The 25,786-nt window shown below is 67.8% G+C and carries 24 protein-coding genes, 1 tRNA gene and 3 pseudogenes; 11 read left to right on the forward strand and 17 right to left on the reverse strand.

Annotation, left to right across the window (positions count from 1 at the left end; all coding sequences use genetic code 11):
- Positions 1–139 precede the first annotated feature (139 nt).
- From E0H26_RS30045 to E0H26_RS21290, 3 genes are all read right to left on the reverse strand, one after another.
- Positions 140–553 carry a transposase gene (locus E0H26_RS30045; protein ID WP_240742290.1) on the reverse strand — a complete coding sequence of 138 codons (414 nt, stop codon included), beginning with the start codon at positions 551–553 and terminating at the stop codon, positions 140–142.
- 32 nt (positions 554–585) lie between these two features.
- Positions 586–1,200 (reverse strand): helix-turn-helix domain-containing protein, encoded by a 615-nt coding sequence (locus E0H26_RS30050; RefSeq protein WP_240742291.1) that lies wholly within the window; start codon positions 1,198–1,200, stop codon positions 586–588.
- A 310-nt stretch (positions 1,201–1,510) separates the two neighbouring features.
- Positions 1,511–4,408, reverse strand: a complete 2,898-nt coding sequence (locus tag E0H26_RS21290) for a helix-turn-helix transcriptional regulator (protein ID WP_131306546.1) — start codon at positions 4,406–4,408, stop codon at positions 1,511–1,513.
- 498 nt (positions 4,409–4,906) lie between these two features.
- On the opposite strand from E0H26_RS21290, the gene E0H26_RS21295 reads away from it, so the two are divergent.
- Positions 4,907–5,872 (forward strand): hypothetical protein, encoded by a 966-nt coding sequence (locus E0H26_RS21295; RefSeq protein WP_131306465.1) that lies wholly within the window; start codon positions 4,907–4,909, stop codon positions 5,870–5,872.
- A 721-nt stretch (positions 5,873–6,593) separates the two neighbouring features.
- Here the strand turns inward: E0H26_RS21295 and E0H26_RS21300 are convergent.
- Positions 6,594–7,721: pseudogene (locus tag E0H26_RS21300) on the reverse strand (IS701 family transposase); the annotation flags it as partial.
- An 810-nt stretch (positions 7,722–8,531) separates the two neighbouring features.
- On the opposite strand from E0H26_RS21300, the gene E0H26_RS21305 reads away from it, so the two are divergent.
- The 4 genes from E0H26_RS21305 (at position 8,532) to E0H26_RS21320 (ending at position 11,031) form a co-directional block, all read left to right on the forward strand.
- On the forward strand, positions 8,532–10,199 hold the full coding sequence (locus tag E0H26_RS21305) for a tyrosine-type recombinase/integrase (RefSeq protein ID WP_240742292.1): 1,668 nt from the start codon (positions 8,532–8,534) through the stop codon (positions 10,197–10,199).
- A gap of 89 nt (positions 10,200–10,288) precedes the next feature.
- Positions 10,289–10,360 (forward strand) — tRNA-Lys (locus tag E0H26_RS21310).
- 141 nt (positions 10,361–10,501) lie between these two features.
- Positions 10,502–10,777, forward strand: coding sequence for a type II toxin-antitoxin system Phd/YefM family antitoxin (locus tag E0H26_RS21315; RefSeq protein ID WP_131306469.1), 276 nt, complete (start codon positions 10,502–10,504; stop codon positions 10,775–10,777).
- The gene (locus E0H26_RS21320; protein ID WP_131306471.1) at positions 10,774–11,031 is read left to right on the forward strand and encodes a Txe/YoeB family addiction module toxin; all 258 of its coding nucleotides are present in this window, start codon (positions 10,774–10,776) and stop codon (positions 11,029–11,031) included. Before E0H26_RS21315 ends, E0H26_RS21320 begins: the two co-directional genes overlap by 4 nt.
- A gap of 41 nt (positions 11,032–11,072) precedes the next feature.
- Here the strand turns inward: E0H26_RS21320 and E0H26_RS30055 are convergent, their stop codons facing one another.
- Both E0H26_RS30055 and E0H26_RS30060 read right to left on the reverse strand, forming a co-directional pair.
- The gene (locus E0H26_RS30055) at positions 11,073–11,249 is read right to left on the reverse strand and encodes a PIN domain-containing protein (protein ID WP_240742293.1); all 177 of its coding nucleotides are present in this window, start codon (positions 11,247–11,249) and stop codon (positions 11,073–11,075) included.
- Positions 11,246–11,404, reverse strand: a complete 159-nt coding sequence (locus E0H26_RS30060; RefSeq protein WP_240742301.1) for a hypothetical protein — start codon at positions 11,402–11,404, stop codon at positions 11,246–11,248. The genes E0H26_RS30055 and E0H26_RS30060 overlap by 4 nt, the downstream gene beginning before the upstream one ends.
- 374 nt (positions 11,405–11,778) lie before the next feature.
- Between E0H26_RS30060 and E0H26_RS21335 the strand changes: the two genes are divergently transcribed.
- Positions 11,779–12,345, forward strand: a complete 567-nt coding sequence (locus E0H26_RS21335; protein WP_131306473.1) for an NUDIX hydrolase — start codon at positions 11,779–11,781, stop codon at positions 12,343–12,345.
- Here E0H26_RS21335 and E0H26_RS21340 read toward each other — a convergent pair whose 3' ends face one another.
- Complete coding sequence (locus E0H26_RS21340; RefSeq protein WP_131306548.1) at positions 12,346–13,767, reverse strand: helix-turn-helix domain-containing protein; 1,422 nt, start codon at positions 13,765–13,767, stop codon at positions 12,346–12,348. It lies immediately after the preceding gene.
- Positions 13,768–14,025: 258 nt separating this feature from the next.
- On the opposite strand from E0H26_RS21340, the gene E0H26_RS21345 reads away from it, so the two are divergent.
- From E0H26_RS21345 to E0H26_RS21355, 3 genes and pseudogenes are all read left to right on the forward strand, one after another.
- The gene (locus E0H26_RS21345) at positions 14,026–14,253 is read left to right on the forward strand and encodes a hypothetical protein (protein WP_131306475.1); all 228 of its coding nucleotides are present in this window, start codon (positions 14,026–14,028) and stop codon (positions 14,251–14,253) included.
- Between the two features lie 79 nt (positions 14,254–14,332).
- Positions 14,333–14,656, forward strand: a pseudogene (locus E0H26_RS30465) (hypothetical protein); the annotation flags it as partial.
- On the forward strand, positions 14,653–14,949 hold the full coding sequence (locus tag E0H26_RS21355; RefSeq protein ID WP_131306477.1) for a hypothetical protein: 297 nt from the start codon (positions 14,653–14,655) through the stop codon (positions 14,947–14,949). The pseudogene E0H26_RS30465 and the gene E0H26_RS21355, both read left to right, overlap by 4 nt.
- A gap of 84 nt (positions 14,950–15,033) precedes the next feature.
- Here E0H26_RS21355 and E0H26_RS21360 read toward each other — a convergent pair whose 3' ends face one another.
- The 6 genes from E0H26_RS21360 to E0H26_RS21385 all read right to left on the reverse strand — a co-directional run bounded on the left by E0H26_RS21360 (position 15,034) and on the right by E0H26_RS21385 (position 20,042).
- A complete protein-coding gene (locus tag E0H26_RS21360) occupies positions 15,034–15,588 on the reverse strand; it encodes an RICIN domain-containing protein (protein WP_131306479.1) in 555 nt (184 codons plus the stop codon).
- Positions 15,589–15,889: 301 nt separating this feature from the next.
- Entirely contained in the window at positions 15,890–16,393 is a 504-nt protein-coding gene (locus E0H26_RS21365; protein WP_240742294.1) for an SMI1/KNR4 family protein, read from the reverse strand.
- Between the two features lie 98 nt (positions 16,394–16,491).
- Positions 16,492–16,848 (reverse strand): hypothetical protein, encoded by a 357-nt coding sequence (locus tag E0H26_RS21370; RefSeq protein WP_131306483.1) that lies wholly within the window; start codon positions 16,846–16,848, stop codon positions 16,492–16,494.
- A gap of 386 nt (positions 16,849–17,234) precedes the next feature.
- Positions 17,235–19,142 carry a GGDEF domain-containing phosphodiesterase gene (locus E0H26_RS21375; RefSeq protein ID WP_131306485.1) on the reverse strand — a complete coding sequence of 636 codons (1,908 nt, stop codon included), beginning with the start codon at positions 19,140–19,142 and terminating at the stop codon, positions 17,235–17,237.
- On the reverse strand, positions 19,129–19,752 hold the full coding sequence (locus tag E0H26_RS21380; protein ID WP_131306487.1) for an RNA polymerase sigma factor: 624 nt from the start codon (positions 19,750–19,752) through the stop codon (positions 19,129–19,131). Before E0H26_RS21380 ends, E0H26_RS21375 begins: the two co-directional genes overlap by 14 nt.
- Positions 19,749–20,042: a hypothetical protein gene (locus E0H26_RS21385; protein WP_131306489.1), complete on the reverse strand. Its 294-nt coding sequence runs from the start codon at positions 20,040–20,042 to the stop codon at positions 19,749–19,751. Before E0H26_RS21385 ends, E0H26_RS21380 begins: the two co-directional genes overlap by 4 nt.
- 427 nt (positions 20,043–20,469) lie before the next feature.
- Here E0H26_RS21385 and E0H26_RS21390 point away from each other — a divergent pair, with 427 nt between their 5' ends.
- Entirely contained in the window at positions 20,470–21,195 is a 726-nt protein-coding gene (locus E0H26_RS21390; RefSeq protein ID WP_131306491.1) for a restriction endonuclease, read from the forward strand.
- A 22-nt stretch (positions 21,196–21,217) separates the two neighbouring features.
- On the opposite strand, the gene E0H26_RS21395 is transcribed toward E0H26_RS21390, so the two are convergent.
- The 4 genes and pseudogenes from E0H26_RS21395 to E0H26_RS21405 all read right to left on the reverse strand — a co-directional run bounded on the left by E0H26_RS21395 (position 21,218) and on the right by E0H26_RS21405 (position 24,489).
- The gene (locus tag E0H26_RS21395; RefSeq protein ID WP_131306493.1) at positions 21,218–21,997 is read right to left on the reverse strand and encodes an aminoglycoside phosphotransferase family protein; all 780 of its coding nucleotides are present in this window, start codon (positions 21,995–21,997) and stop codon (positions 21,218–21,220) included.
- 226 nt (positions 21,998–22,223) lie between these two features.
- Positions 22,224–22,895 (reverse strand): CE1 family esterase, encoded by a 672-nt coding sequence (locus E0H26_RS30070; RefSeq protein WP_240742295.1) that lies wholly within the window; start codon positions 22,893–22,895, stop codon positions 22,224–22,226.
- A gap of 132 nt (positions 22,896–23,027) precedes the next feature.
- Positions 23,028–23,618: pseudogene (locus tag E0H26_RS30075) on the reverse strand (RICIN domain-containing protein); the annotation flags it as partial.
- 274 nt (positions 23,619–23,892) lie between these two features.
- Positions 23,893–24,489, reverse strand: a complete 597-nt coding sequence (locus E0H26_RS21405) for a TetR/AcrR family transcriptional regulator (protein WP_131306495.1) — start codon at positions 24,487–24,489, stop codon at positions 23,893–23,895.
- Between the two features lie 102 nt (positions 24,490–24,591).
- Here E0H26_RS21405 and E0H26_RS21410 point away from each other — a divergent pair, with 102 nt between their 5' ends.
- Positions 24,592–25,749, forward strand: a complete 1,158-nt coding sequence (locus tag E0H26_RS21410; RefSeq protein ID WP_131306497.1) for an FAD-dependent oxidoreductase — start codon at positions 24,592–24,594, stop codon at positions 25,747–25,749.
- The last annotated feature ends 37 nt before the right edge of the window (positions 25,750–25,786 follow it).

The following is a 25,786-nucleotide window of genomic DNA, read 5'->3' on the forward strand; positions in this document are numbered from 1 at the left end:
CTGTTGTGCCTGCCTGGCGGCCGTACATGGCCCGGTCTGGTCGGCGCATTGCAGGTTGGCGCACCGGTTGCCGGGTCCGGGTTGGTGGGCGGTGAGGACGTCCACGGCCAGCCTGTGCCGTTCGAGAATTCGGTTTCGGCTACGCGGCCTGCTCGTACTCGTTGATCAATCCGTGGACCACCCTCCTGCGCTGCACTCGGACCGAACCCAGATCGGCCACGGGCGCTGGGAGCGTGTCTCGGTCAGGTGGGCGTTGTCCGCGGCCCTGATGCGGCCGATGTTGGTTGTAGTGCGCCAGGTACTCGCGCAGCACGGCGAGCAGATGCCGCGTGTTGTAGATCAAGATCCGGTCCAGGCATTCTCGCCGGGCCGTGCGCACCCAGCGCTCCGCGAACGCGTTCGCGCGGGGCGTCCGAAGCACCTCGACGCCCTCGGCTTGGAACACGGTGTCGAACATTGCGGTGTACTTGGCGTCCCGGTCCCGGATCAGGAACCGGAACCGGTTGGCCCGCTCCCCCAGGTCCAGGATCAGGTTGCGGGCCTGCTGCGCCACCCAGTCACCGGTCGGGTTGGTCGTGGCCCCCATTAGGTGTACTCGCCGCGTGCGAACTCCATGAGGAACAGTACGTAGATGCGGGTCAGGCCGATGGTGTCGACGTGCAGGAAGTCGCAGGCCAGGATGCCTTTGGCCTGCGCGGTGAGGAACTCGGTCCACGTCGGTACCGCTCGCCGCGGCGCCGGACCCACACCAGCCTTGGTCAGAATCGCCCAGATCGTGCTTGCCCCGAGCCGGTAGCCCAGGCCGGCCAACTCGCCCTGAATGCGCCGACACCCCCAGGTCGGGTTGTCCCGAGCCAGCCGCAGCGCCAGCTCCCGCACCTCAGCCGTAACCGGTGGGCGACCCGGCTGCCGCCTCGGGTAGGTCCACCGCCGCGCGATCAAGTTGCGGTGCCAGCGCAACAGGGTGGCCGGGGTGACGAGAAACGTCGACCACCGCGCCCGCGGTAACAGCCGCGACAACCCGGCCAGCACCGCCCGGTCGACTGGTTCCAGATCCAGCCGCCGCACCTGCCGATGTAGCACCGCGACCTGGTGCCGCAGCACAACCACCTCGACCGCGTTGGCGTGCCCACCGCGGGCCAACAGGATGATCAGCTGCAGTGTCCGACGAAGAATCAGATAGCCGAACGACAGGATCATGACCGGCAGCATGCCGCCATTCATCGATCCCACAGCGGACTAAGTCGCACGTCAGCGCCCTGCGGCCGAGTTTTCGAACGGTACAAGGTCGACGGTGCGATCTGTGCCGGCGTGCCTTCGAGCGCACACCCGGCGTGCACCTTTCAATGCACCGGGCTCTCCACAAGTCCCGTGCGGGATCGTGGTGTCTCGTCGTTTAGTGGCTGGCCAGGGCGTGGGATGTTCACGCCGCGGTAGAGATACCGAGTGGTGCTCAGTTTCTCCGGGTCGAACAGGTCCCGTTGGCCGTGGGGCCACCATCCGCCGTCGCTCAACGGGTCTCGAACCCCAAACCTTCTGATCGGTGGTTCCGCAAGAAGATGTCGCTCGCCTGAACTCTGGTGCGAACGCGGAGCTTGTCGAAGATGTGCGAGACATGAACGCCGATAGTCCGCTCGCTGATGAACAACCGCTGCCCGATCTCCTTGTTGGTCAGGCCCTCGGCCACCGCAGCCAGGACCTCCCGCTCCCTGGCGGTGAGCTCGGCGAGTTCCTCGCTGTTGTGTTCGACCAGCGGCGCGGCGTCCGCGGGCCGCTCCTCCAGCGGAAGCTGGGCCCGGCCGGCGAGGGTACGGATCTCGTCAGTCAACGGCACCGCGCCGAGACTCTGCGCCGTCCGGTACGCCTGGCGCAACAAGTGGCCGGCGGCGGCGGGTCGGCGGCGGCGGGCCAGCAGCGCCTCAGCCTGCCGCAGTCGGGAGTAGGCCGCCGGATACGGATGGTTACAGATGTCCCACTCGGCGGCGACCCGTGCCCACAGGTCCGGGTCCGCCCCGTCCAGGCGGCTCACCTCGGCGGCGCAGAGCATCAGGTATCCGTCGACGACGTCGCGCACCGGCCGGGTCACGCGCTCGCTCTTGCCGGCCACCCGGTCGGCGATCTCCCGCAGCCGGCGTACCGCGTTGTCGTCGACCGCGACGGTGCGGCTGGCGTGCGCCTCGGCCTCGGCGCGCAGGCCGTGCCAGACCAGCACGGCGAGGATGACCAGGTCGTCGGAGCGGGTCTCGGTCAGGCCGCGTTGCACCGCGTGTCGGGCCACGTCGTGCCGCCCCTGCCATATGGCGAGCGCTGCGCGCAGGGTGAGCAGGGGGATCACGTGCCGGGCGCCACCGCCAGCGAGCATGGTGGCAACCGCGTCGAGATCCCGATCGGCGGCCTCGACGTCGCCGTAGCCGACCGACAGCCGACACCGGGCCAGCAGCAGCTCGACCGCGTCCGCACCGGAGGGCCGGTGCCGCAGCGCCGCCGCGACGACCTTCTCCGCCTCGGCCCACTGCCCCACCCGGAACAGGCCGTTGGTGGCGATGGCAAGCAGCCGGGTCTCGTAGCTGCGGCCCAATCCCAGCTCCGCCACCCGCTCGGCGCCGCGACGGGCCACCACCACGCCCTCCTCGAGAATGTTCAGCGGCCCGGTGAGCAACTCGGCCAGGTGCAGGTAGGCCAGGGCGACATCCTCCGGACGACCCGCCCGCTCTGCGGTCGCCAACGCCCGACGCAGCACCGCCAGACCCTCGTCCGGATCCTCGCGGTACGCCTGCGAGAAGCCCAACGCCATGCTGGCCAGCACCACCTCCGTGATGGCACCGTCCACCTGCTCGGCCAGGGCCAGCGCCTCCCGGGCCCGCTCGCCCGCGTCGGCGTACCGACCCAGATGCAGCAGCAGCTCCGCGAGGCGGGCGACGGCGGTGGCCCGCTGCCGGGGCGTGCAGTCGGCAGCGTCCAACGCATACTGGTACTCCGCCTCGGCCAATGCCGACCGGCCGGCGGCAGCCAGGTAGCGAGCCCGCCGGATGTGCAACTCGCAGGTGGGCAACTCGCTGTCAACGCTGGCCAGCTCCTCCAGCAGGGCTAACGCCCGGGCGTACTCGCCACAGTGGTAGGCCGCCTCCGCAGCATGGCCGAGCAGATCCGACAGGTTGACGCCGGGCAGGCCCTGAGCCAACTCCACCGCGACCGACCAATGCCGGTGCGCCTCGGCGTAGCCGTACAGCCGCTCCGCCTCCTGCGCGGCGGCCACCGCCGCCGGCAACGCCCGCTCCGGTTCGCCGGCCAACCGCCAATGATGCGCCAGCCGGGCCTGGTGCAACTCACCCGGCGCCGAGGTCAACGCCTCGGCATAGCGGCGATGCAACACGGCCCGCTCGACGGGCAACAGCTCCTGTTCCAGCACCTCCGCGACGAGCCGGTGACGCAGCTGATAGCCGTCGTCGGAACCGACCAGCAACCGGTGCGACACCGCGGCGCGGACAGCGTCCAGCAGCTTCGGCTCGGGCAATCCGAGCACCCGGGCGAGCAGCCAATGCTCGACCGGCTCCACCCCGGCGGCGACCGCGTGCACGACCCGGCGCGCCGGCTGAGGCAGGGCGTCCACCCTGGCCAGAAAGACATCTCGCAGGGTGTCCGAGAAGCCGTCGCGACCGTTGCGTAGATCCCGAGAAAGCTCCTCGACGACGAACGGGTTGCCACCGCTGCGCCGCCACAACCGGTCAGCCGCGTTCAGAGCTAACGGACGGCCCACCACGGCTGCGGCGAGCTGCTCGGTCCCGGCGCGATCCAGCGGATCCAGATCCACCACCCGCACCGACCGCAAACGACGCAGCTCGGTGAGCACCCGACGCAACGGGTGCGCGTTCTGCAGGTACTCCGAACGCACCGCCGCGAGCACCGACAGTTGAAGGTCACCCAGCCCCGCGAGCAGGTAGAGCAGCAGCTGGCGGGTGGTGCGGTCGACCCACTGCAGGTCGTCCAGGACCAGCACCACCGGGCGACCGCCCGCGATCACACTCAGTCCACGCGAGACCCGCTCCAGCAGACCGCCGGCGCCGTCCGGGCCGGTGGCGTCCTCGGCAAACACCGCCAGCAACGCCCGAACCGAGGCAGCGGTAGGCGCGGCCAGGTCGGCGTCGAGGCGGCGCAGCGCCTGGCGCAGCGGATGCAATGGCGAGGCGTCACCGATGTCCAGGCAGGAGCCGGCGAGCACCAGGGCACCGGCAGAGCTGAGTCGATCACCGATCTCGCCCAGCAGCCTGGTCTTACCCACACCACTCTCGCCGGTGAGGAACACGGCTGCGGTGTTTCCTGGCGCCACATCGTCGAGCAACACGGCACGCACCATCGCGACCAGGTCCGCCCGACCGACCAGCGGTGGGGCGTCCACGTCAACGCTCATCGCGGTCGAGAGCTCGGGACGGTTGAACGCTGCGATCCACAGCTTGTGGATCAGGTCCACCCGAACTTTCTCCCTAGTAAGCGATCTGACAATCTTTGACAGCATCTGCCAGGACGGGAACCGCTTGCCGTTGAGCGCCTCAGCCACAGTTGTATGGCTGACGTCCCCCAAGGCGCGTGAGATTGACCTGGCGCTCGGCCTACCAGCTTCGACGTGCAGTTCCGCCAGCGCACGAGCGAGCCTCCGCTTCGCCACGCCGGGGTCCTCGAGGGAAGGTGCGATCATCAGGCCTCGTTGCGCGTCGACATTCGACTTTGTACTCTACCTACGTAACATCTTACGCTTCTTACAACGTCTCGCCTAGCACTCCCGACGGACCGCACCGCACCGCGCCACGTTTCGTGGAACAACGAGCTGCACAGTCAGCCACACGGCTTCTGCCGACAGTACCAGCGACACCTCGAAATCGATCATGAGGACACACGGAAGGTTCCGCGGATGCGCCGACGCAACCAGCGCGCCGCCGGTGTTGGCGTTCGGTCCAGCGCGCACGACCCGGTAGGCGGTCAGGCAATGCCGAAATTGGCAGAAGATCAGCAGAAACTGGTGGAGGAGATCTGGTACTTCCTGGTTGATATGGACCGATGGCCAACGTTCGCGGAGCTGGATCGGCGGATGTACCGGGACCACGGGATTGCCGAAACCGACGCCATCCTCGTACGTCTACCGGCAGGACTCGTTTCTGGCTACAGCGCCCGCTCACCCGCATCACTCGATGATGCCACCGAGATATTTTTGACGGTCGCTGGCATCTGCGCGACCGGCAGTGGTCGCCGGGAACTTAACCTATTCCTAGCTGTCGTACGTCACGCAGCGGTACTTGAGCGGGAGTTCCTGCCACCCGAAGGCTGCCCGAACGCCCGGCCCCAGCTGACATCGCCGGCAGTTGCCCAGCATCTCAATCTCGACGCCCCCTCAGGGGAGAGCCTGCTCACCCGCATCGGCGCGATACTTCGCGCGGAAGACTGGGGTTGGGCCTCAGCCTCAGCGTCCGGCGGCATCTGGACGTTCGAGGTGGATCGTCGCGTTCGTCAACTGGCAGGGGTGCAGGGCGTCGACGACTACTGCCGACGCCGTGTCAGCTCGTCGAGTGGGCTTGAGTCCTCGACGGGCACCCAAGCTTGGAATCAACGAAGCTCTGACCTGGCAACGAGGCCACGTGGATTCGTGTCCGGACTTGAGGTCTTGACGGTCGTGCTGACTGCGACTGGGGTAGGAATCGCCGGATTGCAGGTCAATTGGCAGCCAGTCGGTGTCATTTCGCTGATTGCCGCGATCATGTTCGCTGTACTTTCCTGGCACCGCTGGCGGTCACGCCGCCGAGCGACTGATCCGATCCTGATCGGATCGACCAGCGCAGGACTTCTCCTGCTCCTAGTCTTTTTCTCGGCCCTAAATCAATGATCGCCGGGCATCACGATTCCTGTCGGGTCCGGCAGGCTACGTAGCGGTACATCCCTGACAGCTTCCCGACGTCCGAGCAGCCACGATCGCCGCGAACCCAACCGCCGCCGCCCCCGCCGCCACCGTTCGGGCGGGCAGCATCAGCTATACGTGCTGCCGGCATCGTCGCCTCGAGAGGCTCTGCTCGCGCCTGAACACATCACCATGCGGCGGCTGGATGCCGTGCCTTGACACTCCGGTCCAAATCTCCTGATCGGGTTCAACCGGAGATCCTGTCATCACTGACGGAGATTCCGTTGGCAGGGAACCACCCGCCGATCTGTTGCCACATGCTCGCCGGCCAGTACCGGCGGCGGACTGTACCGGTGTCGCTGAACTGGCCGAGCTGTTCTACCGCGTAGGTGTTGCCGATCTCGTTGAGCAGCATCGAGGACGCGTGCACGGTGCCCGGCCCGAGCCGATCGAGCGCGCCGAGGTCCACGACTGCCTCGGCCGGCATGGAAGATGCGCGAGCAGGCATCCGACTTAGTACTCCAACGTCACTTGATCTTCCGGCTGGCGTGGTGATGGAGTCTGCGCTGGTATGGGATCGTCGGGCTCGGGCTTGGGATGTTCGCCGCCAGGTTGACCAGTGCAGGGTGTGCGCTGGTGGGAGTGGTTGGGTGAGGACGAAAGCGTTGAGGAGTCGGCGGATCTCGGCGACGGTCAGCGCGATGAGTTGCGGGTCGGTGTCGGGCTGCTGGGCGGCGAGGATGGTCAGGACGGCCAGGGCGAGCATGGCCAGGGTGATGAACCGGTGCCAGCCGGTCCAGCCGCGGACCTGGTAGTGGTCCAGGCCGACCTGGCCTTTGCCGGTCTGGAACAACTCCTCGATGCTCCAGCGGGAGCCGGCCACCCTGACGAGGGTGTGCAGCGGCACCGGGCGAGGTGACCAGCACAGGTAGAAGGCCAGCTCGCCGGTGGTGCGGTTGCGGCGGATGAGCAGCCACCGATGCTCATCCGGCTGGGTGGCGGTGGTGATCCAGGCCCACAGGTAGTCGCGGGGACCTTTCGCTCCCGGCCCGCAACTGTGCAACTGCCACTCGGCGGTGGGAATCTGCTCGGCGAGATCGTCGACGCGGATCAGGGTGCGGCCGTCGTTGACGTGCACACGTCGGTCACAGCCGACGGCCAGGACATAGCCGATCCCGCGCTGTTCCAGGTCAGCGCGCAAGCTGGGGTCGGCGCCGTAGACCTCGTCGCCCGTCACCCACCCGACCGGGACACCGGCGTCCAACGCGGCGGCGATCATCTGCCGGGCCAGGGCCGGCTTCGTGGCGAACCCGACCTGGTCGGGGACACTGGCGGCGGCGAGGCGGTCGGGCTGGTCGCACCAGGTCGCTTCCGGCAGGTAGAGCCGACGGTCGATCAACGCCCGACCCGCAGGTGACACGTAGGCCAGGAACACCCCGACCTGACTGTTTTCGACCCGACCGGCGGTGCCGGTGTACTGCCGCTGGACCCCGACCGAGCACACGCCTTTCTTCAGGAACCCCGTCTCGTCGGTGACCAGTACCCCGTCGGGATGACCGAGCTGCTCGACCAGCCAGGAACGCACGTCATCGCGGACATCGTCGGCATCCCACACCGCCCTACGCAACAGCCGCTGAATCGCCTGCGGATCTGCGTGACCCGCCCACTCCGCAAGCGACCAGCAGGTCTTGCGTTCCACACCCGACAGCAGCCCTTCCACGAACTGCCCGACGGTCGGACGCGGCTCCGCCCGCACGAACCGGTCAGCGACACGCGTCACCGCCTCGTCCAGGATGACCCGCCACCCGGCAGGGTCTACGCTGTGGCCCACGGCCACTGCACGATCTTCGGTTGTCCTCACAAACCATCGATGATCAACGCAGTGGGCCGTCCTCATGCCCGCGCCACGCCCAACACCCGACCCAAGTGACGTTGGAGTATTAGAGCGGCCGGCAATTGGTGGTGGTGACGCAGCGGGAGGTCGAGCGGCCGGAGGCGGACGCGGCACATGCCCAGGGGCCCGTCACTGACCCCAGGCAACCATCTGGCAGGCTCGCTGCCACGCCAAGGCATCCGAGATCTTGGTACGAGGGCGCCCCTCAAGGGACAGATTCGTACCAAGATCTTCCCCGCCCTGGGTGGCGGGCTGGCTATCAGGACGTGTCGGCCTATTGCCGGTCGCTCTTAGTCACTCTTTTGAGCAGCCAGTACTGTTTCAGCTCCTCCTGCTGTTGCTTGGTTCTACTATCCCAGGGTGATTGAATCGGGCATCCGGGACGATCGGGGTAGTTTTCCTGCGGCCGAAAGCGAGCCGTGGAGACGATGCACGACGAAAGAGGGCGTGAACTCTACGTCCACGCTGCAGTCGCTGCCCCCTTCGCAAGTAAGGCGACGAGTACCAGACCTTGACCAACGGTTCGGCATCCGTGCACATGAGGCTCAGCTAAAGAGCGCCGCCAGCGGAACCCCATCGCAAGGCGTAGGCGCCTACCGGGGGTAACACATGTCACGGGGATCGCCGTTCAAGAGTTGCTCTTGTCGTGATGAGAACAAGAACAAGATCGGCGCCGCATGTCCGAGGCTGCGTCGTGCCTGTGGTGCGTGGAGCGCCGCCCACGGCACGTGGGGCTACCGGATCGAGCTACCGGTGCAGCCCGATGGCAAACGGTGGCAGCTGCGACGTTTCGGTTTCGCTACCCGTGAAGCGGCACTCGTTGACCGTAGCCGCGCACAGTCGCTACTCGAACTCGCTGGTGACGACACCACAGTCGGCAACGATATCGCGCGCATGCTCAAGGACACTAAGAGTGGTCGACCGTTTCCCGATCGGGATTCTGTTGTCCGCCGCGTCCGCGCCGGGCTCGTGGCATCTGCGGCGATGACCCTGGGTGACTACCTCTGGCAGTGGCACGCCAGTCGTCGCAAGATCCAACCCACCACGTTGGTCAGTTACGAGACCCATATCCGTGTTCATCTCGTTCCACACCTTGGTCACATCCCGATCGATCGGCTCCGAGTCGGCCATCTCCAGTCGATGTTCGACAGCATCAGCGACCGCAACCTCCAGATCGACATCGCCCGCTGCAGTGATGACGTCCAGGTCCGGGCGTCGGTCAGAGGTGTCCGTAGGACGGGCCCGGCAACGATGCAACGTATCCGCGCGACCCTGCGTAAGGCTCTCAACGATGCGATACGCACCCATCGACTCATCGAGTTCAACCCCGCCGCGTACGTCGAGTTGCCGTCGGTTCAAGCACCGAGGGCGCGGGTATGGACCTCCGCCGCCATGCAGCAGTGGAAGGAGACGGGACTACGGCCCAGCAGCGTCATGGTGTGGACACCCGAGCAAGCCGGCGCGTTCCTCGATCACGTCGAGGACCATGACGTCTTTGTCTACCCCATCGTCGCTCTCATCCTGCACCGGGGCCTGCGTCGCGGCGAAGCACTCGGCCTGCGCGAAAGCGACGTCGACCTGGAGGGGAGGACCGTGACGATCACCCAGCAGCTCACGACCGTCGGCTATCGACCAGTGATCAAGATCGTCAAGAGCTACGCCGGTGACCGCATCATCGCGCTCGACGCCTCCACGACCACGGCGCTACGCATCTACCAGGAGCGGCGGGAACGCCGGCAGGCCGACGCCGCCTGGCCGAAGACCGGGTTGTTCTTCGTGCAACCTGACGGTCGTCAGTGGCATCCTGAGCAGGTCAGCGATCGCTTCGAGCGACTCGTCGCACGTTCCGGGCTGCCGCCGATCCGGCTGCACGACCTGCGGCACTGCGCCGCGACGTTCCTCAAGGCGTCCGGATCCGACCTCAAGGACATCCAGGAGGTACTCGGGCTCTCGAGTATCACCGTCGCTGCGAACACCTACACCTCGGTCGTGCACGAACTCGAGTCCGAACGCGCCAAGGCCGAAGCCGCCTCTGCCCTAGTACCACGCCGATCAGGTGCCGTAGTCGGCACATCTGCGAGGCATCCGCAGGAGGACGACTCAGGTGGGCCGCCGGGGACTCGAACCCCGAACCTATGGATTAAAAGCCCCCGAGGCCTCAATAATCCAAACTTGAAACAACGCTCTCACCTGCGCAAACGGAGTCTCAAACTGTCCAGTATGGACCTGAGGCATCCCTTGGGTGCTCGCATGTTGGCAACATGTCGCTACCTTGAGCGAGAAAGACCTCGGGTTCAGTTACGCGGAGTGACGGCGCAGCTTAGTCGGAAAACCGCCCAGAGCGCGGGCGTACGGTGGGGCGTTATCTCCTGTATCGCCACCACGCGCCCACTCCATCTGCTATGCGCAAATGAGGCTTGAGCTGCAGAAACAGCGCACGGCTTATCCGCGACGGCAAGGGCGTCCAGCGGATGGGTGGCTCTGCTACGGTCCGGTATCGTGTCTCAGACGGGCCGCTAGCTCAATGGCAGAGCTGTGGACTTTTAATCCATAGGTTCAGGGTTCGAGTCCCTGGCGGCCCACTCCTAGGCAGGTCAGCGGCCCTTTCTCGGGCTGTTTCAGTGGTGATCACGACTCGTAAGCAGCGAAGTGCAGCACCGGCCAGGGGTGAGGCAACACGCTCCGCCTGAGGTACAGTTTTCTGTACCTGCCTGGAGGTGGTCATGCGGACCGTGAACTTCACCCAGCTACGACAGAACCTGGCCGCCGAACTCGACAGCGTCATCAACGACGCCGAGGAAGTAGTGGTGACCCGCTCGGGCCACGAGCCGGTGGTGATCGTGTCGCTTGCCGAGTACGAGTCGATGAAGGAAACCGAGTACCTCCTGCGCAGCCCCAGCAACGCCGCAGCCCTCCGCCGATCGATCGCGGAGCTTGAGCAGGGCGACACGGCCGAGCGGGAGCTGACCGACCCGGACACCGCGCGAGACGTCGCGTGAGGCTGGTCTTCACCGCAACGGCGTGGAGCCAGTACCTCAGCCACATCGACCGCAAGCTGGTCAAGCGCATCAACGACCTGATCGCGGACGTGATGCGCAACGGGTACGAGGGCATCGGCAAGCCGGAGCCCCTACGGGGCGAGCTGTCCGGCTTCTGGTCCCGCCGAATCGACCGCGAACACCGGCTGGTGTACCGGATCACCAAGGACGACGTCGAGATCATCGCCTGCCGGTACCACTACGGCGACCGATAGCGCCTGGACTGGAACCAGCAGCGTCGGGCGGTCATCGGTTTCTAGCGTCTGGCCGGATTCCGGATGCCGGTCCGCCAGGTCAGGCTACGTAGCGTCGGCTCGGCGAACGCGGCTGCCAGCGGCGCATCGTCGTGGTCGTTGAGCCAGGAGACAAGGTCTGAGCTGTATGCCTCCTGACGCACCAGCTTGACGACGGCGGCCGTGTCGAGGTAGATCACCAGCGCTCCTCGTCCCGCATCGCGGCGAGCGTGTCGGCCACCTCCACGTCATCGTCGCCGAGTTTCGGCGGAAGCGGGACAGGACCGCCACCGGTCGGGGCGACGGCCCGCCCCGCAGCTACCAGCTTGGCCAGCATCGACCTGTCGTCACTCACGGGAACAAGTCGGGCGATCGGGTGTCCGCGATCGGTGATCTCGACGGTTTCGCCACCGCTCACCCGAGCCAACGCCTGGCTTGTTTCCGGTTCAGCTCCCGCACACCGATGCGCTCCATGAACAAGAGTGTCGAACTGATGTTCTACCTATCCAGCGGCTTGTACCACCAGGAATGTTGCCCCAGCACAGGGCCGGACAGCGCCGAGCGGACCGGAATCACAGGCAGAACCGAGAACCTGGCCGCCGCACTCGGGAGCGTCATCGTCCCACCACATGATTGATTGATCGGTTTCAGCACACGCATAAGACCTAAACCAACCTCCGCGCCTGCCGTGAGGCAGCAGCTCGGTACCGCTGGCCGGATACTGGCCGGATGGCGGAGGAAGAGGGCATCGGATCGACGCGGTGGACGATCCATGGTGAGCGGGTGGTGGATGGTAGCCGGCGGGCGCGGTTGAGCATCGCCGATGTGGAGCTGCCCGATGGGGTCCGCTTCGAGCAGTATGTGATCCGTGCGCCCCGGTCGGCGATGGTTGCCGTGCTTGACGGTCAGGAGCGCCTGTTGCTGATGCGGCGGCACCGGTTCGTGTTCGATCGGTGGGTGTGGGAGTTGCCGGGTGGCTACGTCGATGACGGGGAGCAGCCGGCGGCGTGTGCGGTCCGAGAGGTCGAGGAGGAGACCGGGTGGCGTCCGGGTGCGGTGGAGCCATTGCTGGCGTTCCAGCCGTGGGTAGCGACTGCGGATGCGGAAAACCTGCTGTTTCTTGCTCGGGATGCGGAGCACATCGGTGCCCCGGTGGATGTCAACGAGGCCGAGCAGGTCGCTTGGATTCCGTTGGAGGAGGCACGGCATCTCGTCTCCCAGGGTGAGATCGTGGGTGCCGGTACGGTGATCGCGGTGTTGGAGCTGGTCGCGCGTGAGGCCCGGGGCGAGTTGTAGTCAGCGGCGTTGCCCGAGGGCGGCGTCGATGCGGGTGATGAGGTGTCGGACGGCTGGTCGGCGGCGGTGCGCCATGAGGTTCCTTTGCAGATTACGGACGTAGCCGACAGCGCGGGCGGACTTCAGTTGCGTGGTCAGGGTGAGGGCCTGGGCGCCGATGATGCTGGCGCGTTCGGGCTCGCCAAGGCGGGCCTGGATGGTGGCCAGGAGTGCGAGGTTGAAGGCTTTGCCGCGTACGTAGCGTTCGTCCATCCGCAGCGAGCGGGCGGCGAAGCGTTCGGCCTGGCGGTATTGGGCGAGTGCGGCGAAGCAGTGGCCGAACTTGGCTGACAGGTACGCCTCGTCGAAGTAGCCGAGCCATTGCGGGTCGCCACTGCGATCGGCCCTGTCGAGGGTTTGTTCCGCCTGGTGCAGTGTGGTGGCGCAGGCGGGTTCGTCGTGGGCGACGGCGTGGGCGTGGGCTTCCATGACCAGCGCCTCGGCAGTCAGCACGGTGATTCCGGCGCGGTGTGCGGTCTGCCGGGCGGCGCGGGCGAGGTCGACGCCGGTGGCGGTGTGGCCGAGGTAAGTGGCTTGGTGGCTCATCGCAGCGAGGATTTCGGCGCCCAGGCCGGCGTCGGCGGCGGTTCTGGCCAGGTCGAGGGCATGGGTGAGGTAGCGCTGGGCGAGGCCGTGTTCGGCCATGTCGTACGCCTGCCAGCCGGCGAGCTGCGTCAACTCAGCGACGGCGGCGAGCAGCTTGCGGCCGGTTGCCGGATCGTAGCGGCCCTCGGTCAGCAGCGGTGTGACCTCGTGGTGAAGGTAGCGGGTGACGTTGTCGCGGGCGTGGCCGCCGCCGTACTGGTTGTCGAGTCGTCGGTACGTGGCGGTCATCTCGCGGATGGTGTCGATGTCGGGCTGACCGACCGTCCGGCGCCCCTCCTGCGCGGCGGGTTGCGGAGTGGTGGCGGTGAACCAGCGCAGGGCGGGAAGGGTGTAGACGGCGGAGCTGAACACTGTCTGGCGGAGCACTTCTCGGCGGTTCACGTCGCCTTCCCATAGCTGCGCGGCGGCGCGGATGTCATCGCGCCAGGAGCGGTTGGCCGGTAGATCACTGTGCCGGCCGTGCCGGTGGTCGGCCATGTCCGGGCGATATGAGCGCTGGCGAGGTGCGAGGCCGAGCGTCATCCGTGATTCGTCGGGCATGCCGCAGCCGTCGGCGATCCGCTCCAGAACGTCGATGGAGGTCACTCGCCGACCGGCGACGATCCGGCTGACGTAGCCCTGCTCCAGGCCAACGGCAGCCCCGATGCGGGTCTGACTCGCGCCGGTGTGCCGGGCGACCAGCCGAAACAGGGCACCGATATCGCGGGCAGCCAGCGCGGCACGGATCTCCTTGTGCGACCAGAGGTCATCGGGAATCCGAAGGTGATCGAGCAGCACAACGGCTCCCAGTGTCGTCGGGTGACTACTCATGGTGCTCAACCTGGAGCCTAGGGTCGCTGTCCGGGCAGGTCGAGGCCGCCCATGTCACCGTGACATGACCAGCGGACATGGCCGCCACACCCTGTTCGACGGAATCGTCTCGGACATGTTCTTCGATGCCGACAATCCGCTGGGTCTGGCGAGGACAGGCACCCTCCACAGCTCCGAACCTCCCGTCGGACCCGCCCGTCCGGCGCTCGACGAGGAGGTGGGACGGTGACGCTGCGATCCCACCTGCACCTGCTGACGCGGTGGCTGCTGGGGCGTCCCGAGCCGCCACCGCCGCCGGGGACCGGACAGCGGTACCAGGAAGTTGAGCAGGCGGCGGCGCAGCAACGGTTGCTCGACCATGCGGCACGCCTACGGTCCCACGGCGGCCACGAGCGGCCGTGGGACCTGCCCGGCGAACCAGCCAGCGGACTTGGGCCGGGGAACCTCCGGTGAGCCGAACCGTGGCCGGCGCGTCCGGACGGGCGACTCCGCGCAGACGGAGCGTCTCGTATGACGAGTACCTCTCCGCCACCGCGTTGACTTTCGCCCGGCGGCATCGGCCGGTGTGGTCGTGGCGACTCTGGCGGCGCATCTGCGGTTGCGGAGCCGACCTGCCGTGCCGGGCCTGGCACCGGATTCCGATCAACCCGGGCCACTGGCCGCAGGAGGGTGAGCAGTGACCGGCAGTCCGGAGCGGATGATCCTGGCCGTACACGTTCGAGGGCTCGACGGTATGTGTATCGGCTGTCGCGCCTGGTGGTCGCGCCTGGCCCCGTACCCGTGCTGGCAGGTGGACTGGGCGACCAGCCAGCAGGCCCGCGCCAACGTCGCCCGGTTCCTGGGCGGTGTCCGGTGACCACCCACGGCCCGGTCATGCCGATCTGGAGCTGTGGCGGCTGCGACCTGCCGTGGCCGTGTCCGACCCGGCGGCGAGAGCTACGCGCGGAGTACGCGGACGCGCCGGTGTCGCTGGCGCTCTACCTCGGGGCCTGCCTCATTCAAGCCGCCGAGGACATGTCCTGGGCACCGGCCGGTGCACTGCACCGACGCTTCATCGGTTGGACCAGACAGCCGCCGGACGTCCAGCAGCGATGTACAGCAACCGTGCCAGCCGAACCCGACCGGGATGAACGCCAGCAGGCCGGATGACCTCGGACCGCACCCGATCCGGCTGGGCCATCCGATTGTGGCGCCGGCCCGCCGGCCTGGGGGCGGACCGGGTCACGATCGCCGCTAGTAGCCGAATCTCCACTTCTGGAAGCCGCCGCCGTTGCAGGGGTGCAGGTATGCCTGACCGTTGTGGTTGGAGTCGAGGCAGCCGCCGGCCTCGTTCACGAAGATGGTCTGGTACCACGGGTCACCCGTGACTGAGAAGAAGTAGTTCGGGAGAAAGGCCGAGTCGCAGCCGTTGTGCGCGATGAGGACGGCCACGTTCATCAGGCATCGGCCGGTCGCCACGTTCACCAGCATGACGGAGTCGATGCCGCCCTCGTGGCCGTAACGTCGCGGTTCCCAGAGCTGGTTCCGGTTGCTGCCGACCGGTAGCGAGCACGGGTTCGTGTAGACCTGGCCGGACAGGTCGGTGTCCAGGCAGCGCCCGGTCGCCCAGTTACGCAGGTAGTTCTGACCGACGTACTGGGCCTGTGCGGGTGTCGGGACGACCATCGCGGACGCGGCGACGAACAGGGCGACGAAGATCATCGCGGCGAGGCCGCGCTTACGCCGCAGAGTTACGGTCGAGGCTCGGTGTGCCGGGGTTGCGGCCGACCGGCTGTTGACTTCGGTCATCGTGCTCCAATCGATGGGTGAGACCCGGCGGTGGTCCGCCGCTGGCCTGTCGGTATGACCGCTTGGTCGACGATGCCGCTCCTGACCGGGGCCCGCTCTGAGACGGACCTGTCGGCTGCTTCCGATCGGCCAGCTCGGATCAGACAGAACATAGTGGACTGTTCCGGAGAGTTGTCAGGAACCTGTCAGGACCTCACCAAGGCCACGGGATATCACAAAAGGTCACGGCCAGGTCGCCCACCGACAACCATCGGCCGGTCTTGGTCAGCGGGCGCTTGACCGGATACGGGTCCCTCGTCAGCTATCGGCACATCGAGTCGATCAGCTCTTCGAAGTCGGGGAACTCGTCACGCGCCGCGGTGATCACCTCGCCCGCCGACCTGCGATGCGCCGCCGCCCGGCGTTCGGCGATCTCGGTGCGGCGGGCGTCCGGGCGGGGCTGATGCTCGTGCTCGGGATACTGCGCCGCCTCCCAGGGACCGAAGCCGTCGGCGAGCAGCCAGAGATAGGCCGGCAGGTTCTGCGCTACGACCGCCGTCTGGCCCTCCGACCCGAGGAACACCACCGGTTGTTGCTCGATCGGCTCACCATTACGTACCAGCCAGAAGGCGGCGAGGCCGCCCGTGCCGTCCTGCCCGAAGACCCGGAACTCGGAGCCGTCGAGCTCCGCGTTGCCCGTCCAGGCCCGCCACCAGTCGGCCGTTTCGTGTTCGTCCAGGAAGTTCGGGTACGGCTCGAAGTCGACGCCGTCCCCGTCGCGGTAGTCGAAGCCGATCTCGTGGGCTTCGGACAGGGGAGGCGGCAAGATACGACGATCATCATCCACCGCAGCACCCTAGCGAGGGGCACCGACGCGATCAGTCCACGGTGGAGCTGGCCCGTTGACCCGCGTGATGTGCCGTGTCAGGTCGCCTGCCGCGACCTTCTCAACCGGCTCAGGTCGACGCCGTAGGCGAGCGCGATGGCGAAGGTCAGCGCCGCGCCGGCCCAGGCGGCCAGCCAGAACAGGGAGCCGCGCAGGTCCAGGCCGCGACCGCTGGCGAGGATCGGGTCGTACGGCGGGGGAACCAGCCAGTTCGAGGCAGGACCGCCAAGGAAGAAGATCGCCCCGGACACGACAATGCCGCCGGCCACGAAACGCCGTAGCGAGCGCCTGCCGAAATCTCGCCGCCGGATCAGGTTGGCGAACAGGCCCAGGCCGATTGGTCCGCCGAAGACGAGGGCCCCGCAAGCGATCAGCGTTGCCGTCCCGTACGTCACGGATCGATGCTACGTCCGAGCGCCCGCCCTTACCGGCCCGTACGGAGCCGGATGTGTGCTCTTCCCGCCCCGTTCGCACAGGTACGGCGTGCGCCGAGTTGCGGCCGAGCGGGACGGCTCGGGTGGCCCGTGGTGGTTATTGTTCGCGGCCATGGGAGCACTCAGGCCGTGGCACCTGTTTCTTCTCACCCTCTGCTGCCTGCTGCCGGTGGCGGCGGCGATCATCGGCGCGCTCTGGGCCGCACGGCGGGGTCGGCGCCAGCGGTGACCGACCGGTGACCCCCTTGGCTTCTTGGTGAGGGCACCACGACCGCCCCCCGGGCACGCCAGCCACGGTGCCAACGTCGGAACCCACGGATCACCGAGCAACGTGCGGAGACGAGGCACTATCCCAGGGCAGACTGCGACGGAAGCCGAAACTCGAACTCGATGCTCCGCACCTGCTCCTCCGGGCAGATCGCTATCGCTTTGGGTCTTCCGGTCTGGTAGCCCTGCGCGAAGTCGACCCCGCAGCCCTTCAGAAGTTCGATGGTCTCCTCGTCCTGGACGTGTTCGGCGGCAACCCGGATCCCGAGAGCGTGGCTCAGGTTGACGATGTTCGACACGATGGCCCGGTTCGCCGGTGATCGGCAGATGTCGACGACGAACGACCCGTCGATCTTGACCAGGTCCACCGGCAGGTACTTCAGGTGGGAGAGGGTGGCGTACCCCGTACCGAAATCGTCGAGCGCGAGGCCACAGCCGACCTGTCTGATCCCGGTGGCGAAGTCCAGCGCTTCGTTACGGTTCTCGATGAGAGCGGTTTCGGTGATCTCGAAGGTCAGGCATTCGGGCTTGACCTTGTGCCGATGGATGGCCTCGGTCACGTACGCGAGCAGGCCGGGGTCGGCGAGGGACTTGCCAGAGATGTTGACCTGGTAGTGCGAGGTCTGGGCGCCCTGACCGATCAGTTCCAGGGCATGGTCGATGACCCACTTGTCCACTGCGAGGATCTCGCCGACCCGCTCGGCCATGTCGAGGAAGGCCCAGGGCGTGACATATTCACCGCTGCCGCTGCGTACCCGTAGCAGGATCTCGTGGCGCGTGACCTGGTTGAGGCTGAGGTCGACGATCGGCTGGGAATAGAGGGCGAACCGGTTGGTCACGACCGCATGCCGAACCCGGGAACGGCATCTCTCGATCCGCTCCTGGTCCGAGACAGGCTGGTCGAGGACGGTGACCGGGACACCGTTGCTGCGCGCGTCGCTGGCCGCGTGCTCTCCGTCGACCAGCAGATCGGCCCCGCTGGCGAGCACGCCGCCGTTGAAGTGCACCACGCCTGCCCAGGTGTTGAGGCGTGAGGTCCGCTGCCGGACGCCGAACAGGTGGCTTCGGAACGTGTCCACGATCCGGTCCGCCAGGGCTTCGGCGGGCTCCGCCTGCTCGTCGGCGGCGGTGGTGAGGAGCACGCCCCACAGGCCGGAGCCGACCAGCCCACAGGTCGCCTCGTCCCCGACGATCGCGCGCAGGCGCAGGGCGACTGATGCCGTCAACTGTTCGCGGTCCTCGTCGGTGAGCGCATCGGGTAGCCGCACGGCGGGTTCGGTCGCCACGACGATGAGGGCCCCGCCGGTGGTACGCCGGGCGCGATCGACCTCGTCGGTGAGGTAGCTACGGGTGGGCAGTCCGGTCAAGGTGTCCTGCGCGGTCAGGTCGGCAGAGAGCATCTCGCTGCGGATGGCCAGCCGGCGGCGTTCCTGCCGGGCGAGTTCCAGCGCGGTGACGTCCTCGCCGGTGGCGATGACGCCCGATGGCTCGCCCGCGGTGGTGAGGATTTCGAGGTGGCATTGCACGTGGCGGATGCTGCCGCCCGGCTGGATCACCCGGAAGGTGACCTCGTCGGGACGTTCCTGCTCCCAGGCCGTCCGGACCGCCTGACGCACCCGCCGTACGTCGTCGGGGTGTACGAGTTCGATCAGCGCCTCAAGGGTGAGGCGCAGCGTTCCGGGCGCATGCCCGAAGATCATCGCCATCTCGTCCGACCAGGAGAGGCGTTCGAGGCCCTCGGCCTCGCCCGGCGCCCAGGTGATCGTCCCCAGCTTGGCCAGTTGGGCGGCGCGGGCGACTCTGGTCGCCTCGTCGACACCCGTGGCCAGCGGGTCGACGACATCGGTGTCGACGATGATCTCGTATCCCTCGGCGAAGGCGATGTCGTACTGGCTCTGCACCGATCGCGCGAAGCGGCGGGCGCGGGCGAGTTCCAGCGGACTGGGCCCGCCTGTCGCAGCCAGCGCCAGGATGTCATCGAGATTCACGGCTACCTCCCTGGCGTCGGCGGCTTTCCGAGTCCGTGTAGCCGGCCTCCTCAGCCAGCTCGCGCAGCCGCTTCTTCGCGGCAGCCTTGTACGAGCGGACGCTGATCTCGGTCACCCCGAGGATGCGGGCGATCTCCTGGTTGGAGAAGCCGTCATGCTCCATCTGGAACACCACCGCCTGCCGCGACGGGAGTTGGCTCAACCAGGTGCTCAGCACCTCCTGGGCCTCCCAGGCGTCGACGATGTTCGACTGCGGCGCCGGCGGCAGGTCTTCCGGCGCCATTGCGGCTTCGCGCTGACGTCGTTGCTGATCCTTGAGAATCTTGAACCGGGCCGTAATGATCACCCACCCGATCCGCTTGACGTGGTCGCGGAGCGTGGACCACTTGACCCGCCCATGCAGGTACGCCTCGTTGAGCGCGTCCTCGACCATGTCGCGGTCCCGGCACTCTGCCCGGAGAATTCCCTCCACTTTGTGGTACGACGCCTCGACGAAGGCGGCGAACTCCCGGTCGTGTTCGGCCTTGAGACGTGCCGCCGCCGCCTTTCGCGCCGCCTCCCGATCCGCCGGTTCGGGCGTCAGGGCGGCGGTGCCCTCGACCTCGGTCACGCGGCCTCCCTGGCCTCGTCACAGCCGAGCATCATGCGGCTGCCCAACTCCACCTCGCGATGTCCATCGCGATCACTCTCCACGATCCGCACCACCTCGCGGTCGGCTGCCGCAAGCTCGACCAACCCGGCCAGCCGGGCCGCGTTGCGTGTCGATGCCTCGCGTTCCTCGTGTAACCGTGTCCGGTGCGCCACGTAGGCGCGTACCAGCCCGGCCACCGCTCCGGCGATGGTCAGGGCCATCGCCATCACTCCGTAACCGGAGAGCGGCTCCGGCAGCGTCTCGTTCATCGTGTCCCCTCGTCCTCTCAGTCCCGCCAGTTACCATCCGTGGCGAGGGGCAGATGTTGATGTCGCATCGTCCACAAAGTTCCAGGGAGATTAAGGATCAAGATTCTTACCTGGCCACAAAGCACAAAGTCATGCTCTGGGCACGCTAAGCAAGCCGGCCCGGCGACACCCCCACAGCAACATCACGAGCACATTCAGTAACTCTCCGTTGCCGAACGCAGGGGTACGAGGACACCGGCAAGCCCGAGCCCGCCGGGTGGCGCGGACCGCCCGCTGGAGGCGCCGTGGATCATGATCGCCGGCCCTGGGATCCGTCGCGGTGGAGTCCGTTACCCTGCTCGTCTGCTGCTCGGAGCGGTTCACGTTTGTCGTCCACGCTCGGCCGTGGGCCACTCGTGACCTTCAGGAGTGCTTGGGGAGGAACCCCTTGACGGAACCGCTGCCGCAGGCGATCGACAGCTGGCAGAAGGCGGAGTCGAACGCCGCGGATTGGATGAGGTACTGGGGCTTCGCTGACGCGAGGGTCACCGAGGGCGGCGCCGACTCCGGCGTCGACGTCTGGTCACGCGCGGCGCTCGCCCAGGTGAAGTGCGAAGCGGTCCAGGTTGGTCGGCCCGTCCTGCAGCGCCTGGTCGGCGCCCGAGGGCGCGACGTGGATAAGGCCCTGTTTGTCTTCTCCGGCGCGGGATTCTCCTCGCCCGCTGTCGAGTACGCGAACGAGATGGACATCTGCCTGTTCAAGTACACGCTGGCAGGTGCGGTGACGGCCGAAAACAGGGCGGCTCGCGCGTTCCTCAAACAGTTCGCTGCTCAGCGGCGGGCGGCGGAGCGGACGCGCGCTGCCGCATCGCGTGGTCCGGAGTACGGATCCCCCGAGGAGCGGACCGTCGCGCTGACGCGGATGACGGCTGCGCTGCGCGACGTGCAGGCGCAGCGGGTTGCTTCAGAGCAGGTCGAGAAGAGGTCTGCCTCCGGCGGGCGACGCCGGTTGGGGTGCGGCGTCGTACTCCTGCTGATGTGGGTATGCATGGCGGTCAAGCTCGGATCGCTCGGTGACAGGGTCGTCATGACGGTATGGATCGGCGGCTCGATCGCGTTGATCGTTTGGGGAATCATCGCCTTGTCCGGGGCGGACTCTGACGAGAGATTCTGATGAAGCCAGCAGGTCGTTCCGCTCACTGGTGCAGGTCGCGTTCGAAGACCGCGCGTTGGGCGAGGATGTAGCTCGCGTCGTTGAGGTACTGGATGTGGTGCCCGTCCGCGAGATGCCCGGCGAACGCGCTGTTGCCGGCGGCGGCCTGGCTGTGCATGAAGTCGACCAGCGCGTGTAGCCGCGCTACCGCGACGTCGACCAGCGAGGATCGGGCGTCGTTGGCCAGTCCGTAGCGGTCGCAGAACGTACGCAACCGGGCTGCCTGTTCCTCGGTGGTGCCGAAGCCGTCGGTGTTCTCCGGGGCGGTCATCGGCACCCACCGGTACGCCGCGTAGGCGACGTCCCACAGCCGGGGTCCGGGCTGTGCGTGGTCGAAGTCGATGATGCCGACGACCCGGTTGCCGTGCAGCACGCAGTTGTGCGGCGCGTAGTCGCCGTGGCAGATCACCTCCACCGGTTCGGTGGCTGCCACCTGCCATCCGTCCCGTGGCGCTCGGCGTGCGTACTCGACTGTCGCGTCGTGGTACGCCCTCAGCAGCAGGGCCGCGCTCTCCAATGCCTCGATGGAGGCCGCCGCGGCGGTGGGCGGATAGTTCGACACGTCGCCGGGAATGAAGTCGAGGATCTCGAAACCGGGCATGGTGTCGCGTACGCGCGGTGCCGCCTCGAAACCCTGCGCCGCCAACTGCCGCAGCAGGTCGTGGACCCGGGGTGACCAGGGCCCGGTGGGGCGGCGTACGGTGTCGCCGATCCGGAGGACCTCGTTGACGCCTCCGCCCGTCAACCGCTCCACCTCGACCATTCGCCCCACCCCGCTGTCTTGATGTCCGACTGGCCGTTCCGCGCCGGGACCAGCCATGACCGTACGACGCACCCGGATCCGTACTCCAAGGATTTCCCGCCCTACCAGGCCGGACGGGCCCTGGGTCGGCGTGCGATGTGGACACACCGCCGCCGCCCAGGGCCCGCCCGACGTCAGCGCGCGTCGGACCGGGGTGCGCCCGGGTGGGCGCAGCCGCTGGCCGGCGTCACTGGAACTGGCTGAAGAACCGCCAGGTCTCGCCGGGTGCCCAGGTACGGGAGCCGCTGTCGCCGGGTGCGCCGTCCTGCGGCGCCGCGATGTGGCCCTCGTCGAAGGCGATCCACTCGACCGGGAATCCGGCCGCGCAGCCGGAGTAGGCGGTCCGGATGTGGGTCAGGCTGCCCGATGCCGGCTCTCGCGGGCTCTGCGCGGCGCAGCCGTTGTTCTGGACGAACCGGTCGCGCAGCGACCGGCCGCTGGCGATGCCGAGTACGCCGTCACGGGTGCCGTGCACGCCGAGGTACGCGATCCGTCCGGTGCCGCCGCTGCACCCGCTGAGCTGCGCTCCGGAGAGCACCGCGACCGCGCGGAACACGTTGGACCGGGCGCAGGCCAGGGCGTAGCTCATGCCGCCGCCGAAGCTGAAGCCGGTGGCGAACCGCTGGCGCGGGTTCACGCAGAGCCCGTCCTCGATGCGGCGCAGCATGTCGTCCACGAAGGTGACGTCCTCGCCGCCGGCGTTGCCCCAGCCGTTGCCGATGCCCTGGGGCGCGACGAAGATCGCGGTGTTGTTCGCCAACCGTTGCAGGCCGTAGTAGGACCAGACGTCGCGCTGCACGGTCTGGCCGGTGGCCACGTCGGTGGCGGTGCCGCCGCGCCAGTGGAAGCCGAAGATCAACCGGTAGGGGTTGTTCTGGTTTTAGTTGTCCGGCACCCGCAGGATGAACGTACGCTGCTTGCCGTTGCTGGTGATGGTGTGCGTACCGCTGGCGATCGCCGGGGCCCGGCCGCAGCCGGCGGTGCCGTTGCCCGGGTTGCCGGGGTTGCCGCCGTCGACGCGGACGAGTTGCCACTGCTGGTGGTTGCCGTTGAAGTCGTCGTACTGCACGATGTTGCCGCCGTCGGCGGTCGAGGCGCTCTGCACCTCCATCACCTTGTTCGAGTTCCGGTTGATCAACCGGACGTAGCCACCGTCGGAGTCGGCCAGCCGGAACTGCTGGTTCGTCCCGTTGTGATCGGCCCACTGCACGATGCTGGCGCTGTTGGCGGTCGAGAAGTTGTAGACGTCCAGCACCTTGCCCGAATGCCGCGACTTCAACCGGTAGTAACCACCACCGGAGTCCACGAACTGCCACTGCTGCTGATTGCCGTTGTTGCGCGCCCACTGCGTGATCCGCGCCCCGTCCGTGGTGGCCAGGTTGTACAGATCCAACGCCTTACCGCTGTTCCGGTTGACCAGCACATACCAGGCGTTCGTGTCGACCGTGGCAGCGGCGGCGGGCGCCGCGCCCACGATTCCGATGGCGCCGATCATGACGGCGCTCAGCGCCGAGGCGATGAGCCCGGACCGCCAGCGACGTCTTGGTGGGTGGCCGGGACGGGCCGCACCGATGGACTTCATGACTCGCTCCTTCGTTCGGGAGCGCGCACGGGTATCAGCGCGGGCGCGCTCCTCACCGTGTGCCGGCGTCTGGTGGTGGCGTCAGCACGGTTTCGACGGGCGCGAGGGGCCGCGGAGAGGTGGTCGCGTGTGCCCGGGTCGACTGCGGTCGTGGGCTCGGACCAGCCCGACAGGCCGCAGTGCTGCGCGATTCTCCTGGCGGCCATCCGGCGCCGTGGGCAGGATGTTAGCGCTAACACAACTTGATGTCAATCGATGTCTAGGCCGACCATTGTCACCGGGTGACGGCGGGGAAACCTTCTGTGAGCGCTGCCATGGCCCGGCGAATGCGGGTGGCTGCCGCCGGGCTGGTTCCGTAGCTCAGCACTACGTGTTGCAGCACCCCGGCCACGGCCAGCGCCAGGGCGTCCGGGTCGGTGCCGGCGGGCACCCGACCCAGCCGCTGCTCGGCGGCCAGGTAACGGGCGGTCGCCTGTTCGAGTGGCTGCAGGCCGGCGGTTCCGGGCCCGAGCACCGCCTCGACGCTCGCCGTCGTACCGGGCCGGTACGCCAGCAGTCGGGCCATCGCCAGCAGCATGCTCAGCGGTAGCGCCTGACCGACCTCGCCGAGGTTCTCGGCCACTGTCGCGGCACCGGCGCGGGCCGGCAGGCCGGCCACCGCGCCCGCGATCTGGAAGCTCCGGTCGACCGCGTAGCCGACGAGGAAGTCGTCGAAGTTCGTGAAGTGGGTGAACAGCAGCCCGGTGGCGACGCCCGCCTCGCGGGTCACCGCCCGGCTGGTGAGCCGGCTCGGCCCGTCGCCCACGATCACACGTTCCACGGCGGCGAAGAGCTGCTGCCGAGGCTCGGGGGTGGCGACTCCACGGGGCATGCCCCGATCTTAGGCGCCGCCGGGGAGTGACTGTTGCGAAATTTTGAGCAAACGCTCATAGTGTTTGAGCGTACGCTCATTCTCGATCTCGAAGGAGCACGGATGAGGCGAGCTGTCATCGTCGGTGCCGGCATCGCCGGTCTGGCCGCAGCCCTGCGTCTTGGCCGCGACGGCTGGCGCACCACCGTGGTGGAGCGCGCCCCGACCCGGCGCAGCGGTGGCTACCTGGTGAACCTGCTCGGGCCGGGATACGACGCGGCGCAGCGGCTCGGCCTGCTACCCGCGCTGTCCGACCGCGCGCTGGGCCCGTTCGGCACGGTGCTGGTCCGGGCGGACGGGCGGCCGAAGTTCGCCGTGCCGGCCGCCCTCGCCGAGGCCACCCTGGGCCCGCGCGCCATGTCCGTGTTCCGCGGCGATCTGGAAACCGCACTGTACGAGGCGGTACGCGAGCACAGCGAACTCCGCTTCGGCACCACCGTCTCCGCCGTCGACCAGGACCGCGACCGGGTGCGCATCCAGCTCAGCGACGGCACCACCGAGGAAGCCGACCTGCTCATCGGTGCCGACGGGGTGCACTCGGCGACCCGTACGTCGGTCTTCGGCCCGCAGTTCCGGGTCGACCTGCCGTACCTGGTGGCGGCGGTCCCGCTCACCGGGCCCGTGCACGACGTGCCGGAGTCGTCCGCCACGACCTTCATCGGCCCCGGCCGTACGGCGGCGATCATCAACCTGGGCCCGCGCGGCTGCTCGGCGTTCTTCGCCTACCGCTGCGCGGATCCGAGCCGCGAGCTGAGTCGCGGCCCGGCCGATGCCCTCGGCACCGCCTTCGCCGACCTCGCCGCAGGCGTTCCCGAGGCGCTCCGTCAACTGGCCGAAGATCCCGCCGATACCTACTTCGACCGGGTCAGCCAGGTCGTCATGCCACGGTGGAGCGACGGCCGGATCGTGTTGCTCGGCGACGCGGCCTGGTGCGTCACCCTCTTCGCCGGGCACGGTGCCGCCCTGGCGATGGCCGGGGCCGACCGACTCGGCGCCGCCCTGCACGAGCCCGCCCAGGACATCCCGGCGGCCCTGGCCGGTTGGGAAACCGCGTTGCGGCCGACGGTCGTCAAACGGCAGGCACTCGCCCGTCGGGGCATGCACCAGTACGCCCCACCGAGCCGCGTGCACGTGTGGCTGAACGACGTCACGATGCGCGCGTTCACCCTGCCCGGCGTCCGTGGCGTTCTCCGACGTGCGCTCGAACGGCAGAACCACTGACACCGGCCGCGGTACGTGCCCTACGACCCGGCCGACC

It is taken from the genome of Micromonospora zingiberis, assembly GCF_004331455.1.
Classification (GTDB): domain Bacteria; phylum Actinomycetota; class Actinomycetes; order Mycobacteriales; family Micromonosporaceae; genus Micromonospora; species Micromonospora zingiberis.

Bases quoted from the DNA above. Each gene is read 5' to 3' on its own strand.
- E0H26_RS30050 (WP_240742291.1), bottom strand. From the start codon at position 1,200: ATGATCCTGTCGTTCGGCTATCTGATTCTTCGTCGGACACTGCAGCTG.
- E0H26_RS21290 (WP_131306546.1), bottom strand. From the start codon at position 4,408: ATGAGCGTTGACGTGGACGCCCCACCGCTGGTCGGTCGGGCGGACCTG.
- E0H26_RS21295 (WP_131306465.1), top strand. From the start codon at position 4,907: ATGCGCCGACGCAACCAGCGCGCCGCCGGTGTTGGCGTTCGGTCCAGC.
- E0H26_RS21315 (WP_131306469.1), top strand. From the start codon at position 10,502: ATGCGGACCGTGAACTTCACCCAGCTACGACAGAACCTGGCCGCCGAA.
- E0H26_RS21335 (WP_131306473.1), top strand. From the start codon at position 11,779: ATGGCGGAGGAAGAGGGCATCGGATCGACGCGGTGGACGATCCATGGT.
- E0H26_RS21360 (WP_131306479.1), bottom strand. From the start codon at position 15,588: ATGACCGAAGTCAACAGCCGGTCGGCCGCAACCCCGGCACACCGAGCC.
- E0H26_RS21385 (WP_131306489.1), bottom strand. From the start codon at position 20,042: ATGAACGAGACGCTGCCGGAGCCGCTCTCCGGTTACGGAGTGATGGCG.
- E0H26_RS21395 (WP_131306493.1), bottom strand. From the start codon at position 21,997: ATGGTCGAGGTGGAGCGGTTGACGGGCGGAGGCGTCAACGAGGTCCTC.
- E0H26_RS21405 (WP_131306495.1), bottom strand. From the start codon at position 24,489: ATGCCCCGTGGAGTCGCCACCCCCGAGCCTCGGCAGCAGCTCTTCGCC.
- E0H26_RS21410 (WP_131306497.1), top strand. From the start codon at position 24,592: ATGAGGCGAGCTGTCATCGTCGGTGCCGGCATCGCCGGTCTGGCCGCA.